This window comes from Streptomyces bambusae (genome assembly GCF_020532645.1).
Lineage (GTDB): Bacteria > Actinomycetota > Actinomycetes > Streptomycetales > Streptomycetaceae > Streptomyces > Streptomyces bambusae.
Genome location: NZ_JAJAUZ010000080.1, coordinates 21,065 through 31,922, shown reverse-complemented (window position 1 = coordinate 31,922; position 10,858 = coordinate 21,065). Strand labels below are relative to the sequence as shown.

At 74.0% G+C, this 10,858-nt stretch carries 10 protein-coding genes; 7 read left to right on the top strand and 3 right to left on the bottom strand.

Features of this window, described 5'->3' with window-relative positions:
* The first annotated feature begins 409 nt into the window (after nt 1-409).
* From LG634_RS33540 to LG634_RS33530, 3 genes are all read left to right on the top strand, one after another.
* Entirely contained in the window at nt 410-1,324 is a 915-nt protein-coding gene (locus LG634_RS33540; RefSeq protein WP_226739601.1) for an aminoglycoside phosphotransferase family protein, read from the top strand.
* Between the two features lie 82 nt (nt 1,325-1,406).
* Nucleotides 1,407-1,946 (top strand): DUF3592 domain-containing protein, encoded by a 540-nt coding sequence (locus tag LG634_RS33535; RefSeq protein ID WP_226739599.1) that lies wholly within the window; start codon nt 1,407-1,409, stop codon nt 1,944-1,946.
* Nucleotides 1,947-1,994: 48 nt separating this feature from the next.
* Complete coding sequence (locus LG634_RS33530) at nt 1,995-3,101, top strand: DUF6183 family protein (protein ID WP_226739597.1); 1,107 nt, start codon at nt 1,995-1,997, stop codon at nt 3,099-3,101.
* 31 nt (nt 3,102-3,132) lie between these two features.
* On the opposite strand, the gene LG634_RS33525 is transcribed toward LG634_RS33530, so the two are convergent.
* The 3 genes from LG634_RS33525 to LG634_RS33515 all read right to left on the bottom strand — a co-directional run bounded on the left by LG634_RS33525 (nt 3,133) and on the right by LG634_RS33515 (nt 6,657).
* Entirely contained in the window at nt 3,133-4,743 is a 1,611-nt protein-coding gene (locus LG634_RS33525) for a serine/threonine-protein kinase (RefSeq protein ID WP_226739606.1), read from the bottom strand.
* A 91-nt stretch (nt 4,744-4,834) separates the two neighbouring features.
* Nucleotides 4,835-5,959, bottom strand: a complete 1,125-nt coding sequence (locus tag LG634_RS33520) for a YncE family protein (protein ID WP_372482541.1) — start codon at nt 5,957-5,959, stop codon at nt 4,835-4,837.
* A complete protein-coding gene (locus LG634_RS33515; RefSeq protein WP_226739595.1) occupies nt 5,956-6,657 on the bottom strand; it encodes an ankyrin repeat domain-containing protein in 702 nt (233 codons plus the stop codon). The genes LG634_RS33520 and LG634_RS33515 overlap by 4 nt, the downstream gene beginning before the upstream one ends.
* Before the next feature lie 193 nt (nt 6,658-6,850).
* Here LG634_RS33515 and LG634_RS33510 point away from each other — a divergent pair, with 193 nt between their 5' ends.
* From LG634_RS33510 to LG634_RS33495, 4 genes are all read left to right on the top strand, one after another.
* Nucleotides 6,851-7,615 (top strand): hypothetical protein, encoded by a 765-nt coding sequence (locus LG634_RS33510; protein ID WP_226739593.1) that lies wholly within the window; start codon nt 6,851-6,853, stop codon nt 7,613-7,615.
* Nucleotides 7,616-7,676: 61 nt separating this feature from the next.
* A complete protein-coding gene (locus LG634_RS33505) occupies nt 7,677-9,038 on the top strand; it encodes a radical SAM protein (protein ID WP_226739591.1) in 1,362 nt (453 codons plus the stop codon).
* A gap of 225 nt (nt 9,039-9,263) precedes the next feature.
* Nucleotides 9,264-10,214: a trypsin-like serine peptidase gene (locus LG634_RS33500; protein WP_226739589.1), complete on the top strand. Its 951-nt coding sequence runs from the start codon at nt 9,264-9,266 to the stop codon at nt 10,212-10,214.
* A gap of 162 nt (nt 10,215-10,376) precedes the next feature.
* A complete protein-coding gene (locus LG634_RS33495) occupies nt 10,377-10,805 on the top strand; it encodes an Ig domain-containing protein (protein ID WP_226739587.1) in 429 nt (142 codons plus the stop codon).
* Nucleotides 10,806-10,858: the final 53 nt, after the last annotated feature.

Here is a 10,858-nt window from a genome sequence, read left to right as displayed (position 1 = left end):
CGCTTTCCGTTCCGGCGCTTTCGCGCTTTCCCTTCCGGCGGTTCCAACCTTACCAGACTCCGTTCCGAAGTCGTTTCCGACTCGGCGGGAATTCGGTGGCCGTTGGAGGGCCTTGCCTTTCGGCGGTTCACTACGCTAGCCGATTTCCCGGACGGCTCATAATCGAGCCGCTGAACGGAATTCAGGCACGCCGAATTCACGCCCGCCAGGGTGTGTCGTAGGTAGTGGTTCGGCTACTTGGGGGGTCCGTCGATGACGGGTCCCTGAAGAAGCAGCTCGGCTACGCTAGTCCTCTGCAGAGGCCACGTCAAGTCGACCCCCAGGAGATGCCCGTGACGCCTTCGGCCGGGGCGGGTGCCGGGGTGTAATCCGGTGGCCGGACCGTGCCCGGGTGGTGAGACTGCCGGGCGTGGTTATTCATCAGGATGAGATTCCCGTGGACGAAGCCGTGGTCAGGGCGCTGCTGCGGGAGCAGCGGCCCGAGTGGGCGGAGCTGCCGCTGGTGCGGGCCGGGGCGGGGACGGACAACACGATGTACCGGCTGGGCGACGAGCTGCTGGTGCGGCTCCCGAGGACGGCCGGCAACGCGCGGGCCGTACGCAAGGAGCAGGAGTGGTTGCCGCGGCTGGCACCGCACCTCTCGTTCGCCGTACCCGAGCCCGTGCACTCCGGCCGGCCTTCGGAAGCGTTCCCGGTCGCGTGGTCGGTGTACCGATGGATCGAGGGTGTCGAGCCCGGGCCGGGGACCGTCTCGGACTGGGCGGCCTTCGGGAGCGACCTGGCCGCGGCGGTACGGGAGCTGCACGGAACCGGGCTGATGGGTGCGGTGCGCGCCGACGGCCTCGACTGGTACCGCGGCGGGAGCCTGCAGCCGTGTGACGAGTGGGTCGGCAAGAGCTTCGCGGACTGCCGCGCTCTGGGGGCTGCCGGGCTGGACCTGGACGTGGACGCAGTGGCGGGCCTGTGGCGTGCCGGGCTCGCGCTGCCGGGGCCCGCCGGGCCGCAGGGGTGGCTGCACGGGGACCTCAAGCCGACGAACCTGCTGGTCCGGGACGGTCGGCTGGCGGCGGTGATCGACTTCGGCGGCCTGTCGGTGGGTTTCCCGGATGCCGAGCACGCGGCGGTGTGGGACCTGCCCGCGGCTGCGCGGGAGGCCTACTGGACGGCGGTGGGCATCGACGAGGCGACGTGGGTGCGGGCGCGCGCGTGGGCGGTGGGGGTGGCGGTCAGCGGTCTCGCCTACTACTGGCACACCTACCCCGCCTTCGTCGCCGAGTGCCGGGCCCGGCTGGACGCGGTGCTCGCCGACGCGGCCGTGCGCTGACCTGGGCGGAACCGATTGCGGGCGTCGGGCATCCTTCTCCGCACAGCTGCCCGGCAGGGGCGGTCGACGCGGGGGAAGAGCAATGCTGGACATATCGGAATCGGCAGGCGCGTTCGGTCTGGTGTTCGGTCTGGTGGGGCTGCTGTTCGCGGCTGTCGGGGTCACGATGGCGGTGGTTCTCGTACGCCGTCTGATGCTGCGCAGCCGGACGCTGGCGCGGGGGCTGACGGCCGAGGCGCGGTGTCTGGACACGTACGTGACGCACCACCGCCGGGAGGAGGGGCCGGGGACGCGCAGCCGGCGGCACGTGGTGCTCGGCTTCCGGACCCGGGACGGGCAGGACGTCCGGGTCGAGGACCTGTCGGGCGTGCCGCGCGTGGTCGGGGACTTCGTCCAGGTCCGCTACCTGCCCGAGCACCCGCAGCGCGCGGTGGCGCTCGGCCCGGGTGCACCGGGGGCGGCCGTCGGGGCGGTGCTCGGGGTGGTGTTCTCTGCGGTCTTCGCGTGCGTCGGGCTGTTCTTCGCGTCGGTCGGCCTGGGGCTGGGGTTCATGGGAGTGGGGACGTCGGAGCTGCCGGACGGTTCCACCGAGGTGTTCACGGAGACCGTCACCAGCCCCTGAGGCGTGTCTGCCACCGCCGCCCCGGCCCGGGCCATAGGGTGACGGACCGTGAAGGACGAAGTGCGCGAGCTGGAAGCGCTCGTATGGGGACAGGTCGAGCAGCGGGCCCGGCAGGGCGACATGGTGTACGTGCGGGAGCTGGGCGCGCGCCTGGCCGTCGGGCTCTCCGACGCGTCCGAGCAGGTGCGGGCGTACGGGCGGTCCCTCGCGCACGTGGTGCGGGCGCTCGCCCTGACGCCCGGCCGGGACAGTGTGGAGCAGCTGATCGCCCTGCTCGACGCGCACGCCCCGCTGAGCACGACGGAGGCCGGGCCGCGGATGGTCGCCTCCCTGCTCGCCGAGGCGCAGGACCCCGGCGACCTGGCCGAACTCCTCTACGACCGGCCCGAGCGGGACAAGCATGACGAGCTGCGCTCCTGTCTGTTCCAGGAACTGCTGCTGCGGGGGGTGGACACGACGGCCCACGCGGCCCTGTCCACCTGGGTGCGGTGGCGGCCCGGCTGGCACCCGCTGGTGTGGCTGCCGGCGGAGCTGCGGCCGTTCGAGGCCGGTTCGCCCTTCCCCTCCCGGGGGATCACCAGCGCCGCGGGCGGGCTGTGGTCGGGGCTGACCGCCGAGGGCCGGGTGGATCCGGCCACACCGCGTACGGCGGGGCCGTCATCGCTGCGCAACGGCATCGGCGTGGAGCTGCACGAGACGATCGTCTCGGCGACCAAGGACCTCGGGCACTGTGACGCGTGGCTCTTCGAGCCGGACGAACCCGTGGCACCCTCGGACGTGCCGGCGCTGCTGCCGACGCTGGCGATGGACTGCGTGGCGGGGCTCGGACCGTCGGACCGCTACGAGGTCGCAATCCGGCCGCTCGCCGACATCTGGAAGATCCTCTTCAGTTCGGCGTCGATGGGCGGGGTGTACGGCGGCGGGTCGCAGGGCGCGTACGGGCGGCGTGCGGCCTGGTTCTCGCTCGCCGGTCTCGTCGGCGCCCCGGCGGGGGCGTCCGCGGCCGAGGTGGAGGCGCTGGCGATGGCCAGCACCTGGTTCCACTTCGAGTGCGATTCCGAGTGGTTCCAGAACGAGATCTACGACTACGGCATCGCCGCCCTCTCCCCCGGCCGGCGCCGGATCGCCGTCCTGGCGGCCACCGACACCGACTGACGCGCCGCCCGCCGGTACGGGGGCGGCGGGATCAGCGGCGGCGGGTGAGGGTGTCGGGCGCGCCGGCGGACTGGGCGCCCTCGACCTCGATGGTGAGCCGGTCGGGGCCGGTCTTGGTGACGACGTACAGGTTGCCCTCGCGGCAGCTCAGCCCCTGCGCTGACCGGTCGGTCGGGTGGGTGGTGACGGCTTTGAAGACCGCCCGGTCGCCGTGGAACTGGCGCAGCTCCAGGGCGTCCGTGCAGCCCAGGTTGCGGCCGGTGGCGGTGTCGGTGACGTCGCTGACCTGACGGCCGATCAGGTCGCCTTCGGTGCCGGCGTTCAGGGTCACGGTGACGGCGAACTTCCCGGTCCGGGCCTGGGTGACGCCGTCCGCGTCCGGCGTGCCGGGGCCGGTGCCGGACCAGGTGCCGATCCACGAGGCGGGGAGCGTGCCGTCGGGCGGGGGCACGGCCGGGGCGGAGGACTTGGTGCCGGTTCCGGTTCTGGTTCCGGTCGGGTTGTCCTTCGGGTCGTCGTCGCCGTTGGGGAGGGCGATGAGGAGGGTGACGGCGGTGGCCACGACGGCCGCGCCCACGGCCGCGGCGGCGGTCACCGACGGGCGGCGCTCGGGACGGGCGGGGATCGTTGCCGGGGCGGGCGGGGTGCCCGGGGCGGTGGGGATGTGCCGGTGTGCGGGGAGCGCCTGGGCGGGATCCGCAGCGGCCGACGGGACGGGCGCCGCCGGGACGGCCCGCTCCCGCCCCGCGAGCAACGCGCCCAGCTCCGCCGCGCGGCGCCCGGTGTCCGCGACGAGTTCGGCCGGCGCCGCCGCCGCCCAGTCGGCCGCTGCGGTGCCGAGCCGGCCCGGCAGTTCCTCGGCGGCCGGGCGGGCCGCCGGGTCCTTGGCCAGGCAGTCCCGTACGAGCGGCACCAGCGCGGCCGGTACGCCGTCCAGCACCGGCTCGTCGTGCACGACGCGGTACAGCAGGGCCGGGAGCGTGACCTCCTCCCCGGGTCCGAGGAACGGGCCGCGGCCGGTCGCCGCGTACACGAGGACCGCGGCGAGGGAGAACACGTCGGCCGGGGCGCCGACGGGGGCGCCGGTCGCCTGTTCCGGCGCGAGGTAGCCGGGGGTGCCGATCACCGTGCCGGTCCGGGTGCGGCGCGGCTCGCGGACGGCGCGGGCGATGCCGAAGTCGATCAGGAACGGCCGTTCCGGGCCGAGCAGGACGTTGGCCGGTTTGATGTCGCGGTGGACGACGCCCACCGCGCGGACCGCGACGAGGGCGGCGGCCAGCTCGCGGGCCAGGCTGCGGACCGCCGGTTCCGCCAGGGGGCCCCGGCGGTGCACCCAGTCGGCGAGCGAGGGTGCGGCGACGTACTCGGTGGCCAGCCACTGCGGGGCGGCCGTCGGCGGGCCGAAGTCGACGACGGACACCGTCCACGGGGAGCGGACCCGGTCGCTGGTGCGTATCTCCTGGGCGAACCGCTCGGCGAAGCCGTCCTCCCGGCTCAGCTCGCGGTGCACGGTCTTCAGCGCCAGCGCGCGCCCCGACGCGGTCCGGGCGAGGAACACCTCGCCCATGCCGCCCTCGCCGAGCCGGGCCAGCAGGCGGTACCCGCCGATCTCCGCGGGATCTCCGGGCCGCAGTGCCTCCACCAACGCCAACTCCCCCTGTCCCGGCGGACGTCACACCGTCGTCGGGCCACCCTACGGGGTGTCGCCGGCAGTCCGGCGGGGGCCGCCCGTGTCAGCCGAGGACGGCGATGCCGAGGGGGCGCCGGCCGGCGGGGAGGCGGTGGGTGGTGCCGGTGGCGAGGTCGACGACGGTGAGGCCGTTCCAGTAGCCGTCGCGGGTGAAGCCGCCGGTGACGTAGGCGGTGCGGCCGTCGGGCGAGACGGCCACGTCCTCGTGCGGGCCCTCCAGCGGGTGGACGCGTTCGGTGCCGTCGGGGGCGCGCACGGTCAGGGAGGGGCCCTCGCCCTCGTCGACGGCGCCGGTGCCGACGACGAAGAGACGGCCGTCGGGGGTGACGGCGGTGCCGTGCTGGTGGGTGTCCGCGGTCATCCGCTCCACGGTGACCCGGCCGGTGCGCGGGTCGACGACGGCGAGCCGCTCGCCCTCGAACGGGAGCAGCAGCCGGCCGTCCGCGGGCCGGACCGCCGCGTAGTGGGGCTTCAGCCAGGAGCCGAGGCCGCCTTCGGTGCCGTAAGGGGCGACCTCGATGCGGCGCGGGCGCAGCGTGCCGGTGTCGACCACCGTCACGTCGAACGAGTCGTGTCCGGTGGCGTACACCTCGGAGCCGTCACGGGCGACGTCGACGTCGAAGGGGCGGCGGCCCACCGGCACGGTGGCGGTGACCCGGCGGCCGGCGGTGTCGATGACCTCCAGGACGCCGGGGCCGCCGGGGACGTTGACGCCGACGTAGGCCCGGGTGCCGTCCGGGGACAGGGCGATGCCCATGCCGCCGCCGCGGTACTCGCCCCCGCCGGCCGGACCGGTGTCGGTGCGGTAGGGGATGCGGGCGACCCGGGTGCGGGTGCGGGTGTCGACCACCGCGACGCCCTCGGCGGTGGCGACCCAGGCCAGTCCGTCGCGGCCGACGGCGAGCCCGTACGGGGCGGTGCCGACGGTGACGGAGCCGGCCGGGCCGCGGACGGCGTCGACGAAGGTGACGGTGTCGGCGCCGAAGTCCGCGACCAGGAGGGTGCCGGCGGGGGTGGGCGTGCCGGCGGGGAGGGGGGTCCCGGCGGGTGCGGTCTGCCGGGAGGCGGCCGGGGCGCCGGCGCCGTCGGCCTGGGTGCAGGCACCGAGCAGCAGGACGGCCGCGCACGCGGCGGCACCGAGCGCGGGTCGGGTGCGGCGGCGGTTCACCGCGGGTCCCTGGCGGTGGCGTCCTGGGAGGTGGCGTCCCGGCCGGTGGCGGCCTCGGCGGTGCGCAGGATGGCGGCGAGACCGGTGAAGCCGCGGCGGACGGCGTGCTCGTACGCGGTGACGCCCTTGCCGTCGGGGAGGCGGGGGTCGGCACCGGCAGCCAGGAGGAGCCGGACGACCTCTTCGTGGCGGTCGCCGCCGTCGCCGAGGATGACGGCTTCCAGGAGGGCGGTCCAGCCGAGCCGGTTGACGTGGTCGACGGCGATCGCGGTCTCGGCGAGGACGGCACGGACGTACTCGACGTGGCCGCGTTCGGCGGCGGGGATCAGGGAGATGCCTCCGAACCGGTTGCGGCGGGCGAGGTCGGGGCGGGCCGGCAGCAGCAGGCGCATCATGCGGACGCTGCCGGTGACGCCGGTGACCAGCCACGGCGTGTCCTCGCGGGCGTCCTGGGCGTCAGGGTCGGCGCCGGCGGCGATCAGCGCCTCGGCGGCCTCGACGTGGTCGCCGAGGGCGGCGAGGAGCAGCGGGGTGCGGAGTTCGTCGTCGCGCACCTCGGTCGGGGCGCCTGCGGCGAGGGCGGAGCGTACGGCTGCGGCGTTCCCGGTGCGGGCGGCGGTGAGGAGGAGCCGGACGGGGGCCGGGTCGTCCGCGTGGCCTGCGCGGCCTGCGCGGGGGGCGTGCTCGGGAGAGGTCATGTCCTCATCCTGCGGCCGGGTGCGCCGCTCGCCGGTCCGTCCGGCGGCCCCGGCTGTCCGGCCGGGCGGCCGACCTCGGGGTCGGCCGATCGGATGATGCCGGGGGTACGGGCGCCGGACTGCGGCGTGCGGGGGGCGGGCCTAGGCTGATCGGGTGACCGGCTTTGCCGGGAGCGGTGCAGGGAGGTGGGTCATGTCCGCACGCCGGGTGTCCGCACGCCGGGCCGACGCGGTCCGTGGTACCGCCGTCGGGGCGGTGGGGGTGTTCCTCCTGGCCGGGGGTGCCGGGGTGGCCCTCGCGGACGACAACGGGATCGCCGCGAAGAGCGCGGCGGAGATCGCCGCCGCGTCCCGCCGGGCCATGTCCACGGCCACCTCGATGCGGATGGTCGCCGAGGTCACCGACGCGTCGGGCAAGACCGCTCTGGACCTGCGGTTCGACGTGGCGGGCAACTGTGTCGGCACCGTCCGGCCGCCCGGCGCGTCCGGCGGCCGGGCCGACGTGATCAAGCGCGGCGACGACGTGTGGATGAGGCTCGACGAGGCGCTGCTGCGGTCCCAGGTGCCGGGAGCGGGGGCCGCGCAGGACGCCATCGCGCTGATCGACGGCCGCTACCTGCACGGCACCACGGACAGCGCGCTGCTCAAGGGCTTCGCCGAGTTCTGCGACCTGGACACGTACAAGGACGACTTCTCGTCGAAGCCGCCGGACGAGACCCTGACAAAGGGCGGCCGGGTCAGTGTCGGCGGCCGGCCGGCCGTGAACGTCACGAGTGCGCACGACGGCGAGAAGGGCACGTTCTCGGTGTCGACGGAGGACAAGCCGCACCTGCTGCGGCTGGAGGGCACCAACGCGGAGGGCGAGCGGACGACGGCCGTCTTCTCCGAGTTCGACGCGCCGGTACGGGCAACCCCGCCGCCGGCGTCCCAGTCCGTCGACCTGTCCCGCCTGCAGTAGGGGCCGGCGTGCTGCCCACCCCGCTTCCGGGCCGGTCCGCCCGGGCGGATACGGTTTGTCCATGCAGCCCGTCCAGAGCCAGAGCCAGAGCCGTACCGCGCTGATCGAGGACCTGATGGGGCGTTTCGCCCAGGTGCCCCGGGAAGCAGTGATCAAGGAGGACCTGCTGCGCGGCGGCATGGCCTTCGACGAGTCCGCACTCAGCGGGACGGCGGACGGGGGCTCCGGCGACGTCAAGCCGAAGTCGTACTTCATCTTCTCGTTCGACCACCGCACGCTGCCGGAGCTGGGCGCGGCCGCGCTGAACCGGCCGCCGGAGGAGATCGTGCTGACCGGCGGCCCGTACGGGCTGCGCCGCACGGTCGTGTCGGTCCGGGTGAACCCCGACTCGCCGTACGTCGTCCGCGGCGACGAGGACGGCCGGCTGGGTCTGTACCTGGACGGGGCGCGGATCGCGGACGTGGGGCTGCCGCCGATGCCCGAGTACTACCGGCACACGCTGTCGAACGGGAAGTCGGTGATGGAGGTCGCGCCGACGATCCAGTGGGGTTACCTGATCTACCTGACGGTGTTCCGGGTGTGCCAGTACTTCGGCGCCAAGGAGGAGTGCCAGTTCTGCGACATCAACCACAACTGGCGCCAGCACAAGGCGGCGGGGCGGCCGTACACCGGGGTGAAGCCGGTGGAGGAGGTCCTGGAGGCGCTGGAGATCATCGACCGGTACGACACGGCGGGGATCTCGCGGGCGTACACGCTGACGGGCGGGTCGATCACCTCGCAGGTCGGCGGCCGGGACGAGGCGGACTTCTACGGGCAGTACGCGCAGGCCATCGAGGAGCGCTTCCCGGGCCGCTGGATCGGGAAGGTGGTGGCGCAGGCGCTGCCGCGGGACGCGGTGCAGCGGTTCCACGACCACGGCGTGCGGATCTACCACCCCAACTTCGAGGTGTGGGACCGCCGCCTGTTCCAGCTGCACTGCCCCGGCAAAGAGCGGTACGTCGGCCGGGACGAGTGGCACCGCCGGATCCTGGACTCGGCCGAGGTGTTCGGGCCGCGCAACGTGATCCCGAACTTCGTGGCGGGCATCGAGATGGCCGAGCCGTTCGGGTTCACCAAGGTGGGCGAGGCCATCGAGTCGACCACCGAGGGGCTGCGGTTCTTCATGTCGCACGGGGTGGTGCCGCGGTTCACGACGTGGTGCCCCGAGCCGACGACCCCGCTGGGCAAGGCCAACCCGCTGGGCGCGCCGCTGGAGTACCACATCCGGCTGCTGGAGGCGTACCGGGCGACGCTGGAGGACCTCGGTCTCAGCTCGCCGCCGGGGTACGGTCCGGCCGGTCCGGGGCGGGCGGTGTTCTCCGTCAGCTCCTTCATGGACAGCCTTGAGGGGCTGGAGGGTCCGGCGGCGGACGGGGTGCAGTAGCCCGGCCGGTGAACTTCCCCTCTGGCTGAATGCAACCTTCCGTCTGCGCAGGAACGTCCCCAGGCGGAGGGACCGATCCCTGTGTTCAGCCAGACCGGACTTCCGTAAGGTCGTCCGGGTTCACAGCACTTGACGTGTACTCGGCATCGCTGTGCGGTGCCCAGGAGAGGGGAAGTACACACGTTGCGAAGGCTCAGTAGGACGCTCATACCGGCGGCATCGGCGATGCTGCTGGCCCTGACCGGTACGGGGGCGGCCGGGGCGGTCACTCCGCCCGGGGGTTCCGGCTCGACCGCTGCGGCGGCCGAGGCGACCAGCTCCGCCCCGGCGGACAACAGCGCCGCCGCCGACTCGTACTGGACGCCCGAGCGGATGCGCAAGGCGATCCCGCTCGACGTCCTGCCCGGTGCGGCCCGGGCGGCAGCGGCCGCCGGTCCGCAGGCTGCACCCGTCGGGCAGCCGTGGTCCTCCCCGGGGGCGCGGCCGACGCTGCCGAGCCCGTCGGGCCTGGCCGCAACCGCGATCCCGACCTCGGCCGCGACCGGCAAGGTGTTCTTCAAGAACCCCAAGGACGGCCGGAACTACGTCTGTTCGGCCAGTGCGCTGAACAGCAGCTCCAAGCAGCTCGTCGTGACCGCCGGTCACTGCGTCCACGGGGGACGCGGTGGCAAGTGGATGACGAACTGGGTGTACGTGCCGCGCTACCACAACGGTTCCAAGCCGTACGGCTCGTTCGCGGCCAAGCAGTTCCGTGCGTTCAAGTCGTGGACGTCGGAGGGCAAGTACACGCGTGACGTCGCGATGGTGACGACGTGGCCGCGCAACGGCAAGAAGCTCGTCAACGTCACGGGCGGCCACGGCATCAGCGTCAACTACGACCGCACGCAGAACGTGTACGTGATCGGCTACCCGCGCAACCACTCCAACGGCCAGATCCAGATGTTCTGCCACGGGGGCACGAGTGCGACCGCCGGTTCCACCCAGGTGAAGATCCGCTGCAACTTCCACCCCGGCTCCAGCGGCGGCCCCTGGCTGCGCCGTTACAACACGGGCAACGGCCTCGGTTACGTGAACGGCGTGACCAGCCTGATCGCCCCGTCCACGGGCTGGAACTACAGCCCGTACTTCGACGAGTACGTGTCGAAGATGTTCAAGGAGCAGGGCCGGGTCACCTGATCCCGGGGCGGCTCCGCACCTGCCGCGCAGGCGGGTGCGGAGCCGTCAACCCCCCTGTTCGCGTGGGGTGTCGGCGGCACCGGGCCGGTTCTTATGCTGCCCGGGCGTCACGGAGGTGGCGCCGCGCGGCGGGGCCGCGTGCCGTCGTCCGGGAGGTCTCCGTTGGCCGTTGTCGCGCGTCGTCCCCTGCGCATCGCCGCCCTGCTCACTTCGCTGGCCGCCGCCGTGGCGGTGGCCTCCGGGCCGTCCGCCGCGGCCGCGCCGGCTCCGTCGGGGGGTGCCGGTTCCGTGGCCGCGTCCGGCGCCGCCGTCACGTCGGTGGCGGTGGCGAACCCCGGCACTCAGGTGCACTTCCAGTACGACCCGGTCCGCCTCCAGATGACGGCGAGCGGCGGCACCGGTGTCTACACCTGGTCCGCGGCCAACCTGCCGGGCGGGCTGACGATCAACGCGTTCACGGGCCTGATCTCGGGGACCGCGCGCGGCGCGGGCACCCGTACGGTCACGGTGATCGCGACCGACTCGGCCGGTGTCGCCGGCAGCACCGCCTTCACCTGGCGCGTGATCCGGGACGCCTGCCCGCGCTGCTGATCCGCGGCCGGGCCGGGTGTCCGGCGCTGCCCCGTGGGGCGGGTGGGTCCGTA

Excerpts from the sequence above, each read along its gene's own strand:
- LG634_RS33515 (WP_226739595.1), bottom strand. The coding sequence starts at position 6,657 with ATGACCTCTCCCGAGCACGCCCCCCGCGCAGGCCGCGCAGGCCACGCG.
- LG634_RS33500 (WP_226739589.1), top strand. The coding sequence starts at position 9,264 with ATGCTGCTGGCCCTGACCGGTACGGGGGCGGCCGGGGCGGTCACTCCG.
- LG634_RS33535 (WP_226739599.1), top strand. The coding sequence starts at position 1,407 with ATGCTGGACATATCGGAATCGGCAGGCGCGTTCGGTCTGGTGTTCGGT.
- LG634_RS33505 (WP_226739591.1), top strand. The coding sequence starts at position 7,677 with ATGCAGCCCGTCCAGAGCCAGAGCCAGAGCCGTACCGCGCTGATCGAG.
- LG634_RS33510 (WP_226739593.1), top strand. The coding sequence starts at position 6,851 with ATGTCCGCACGCCGGGTGTCCGCACGCCGGGCCGACGCGGTCCGTGGT.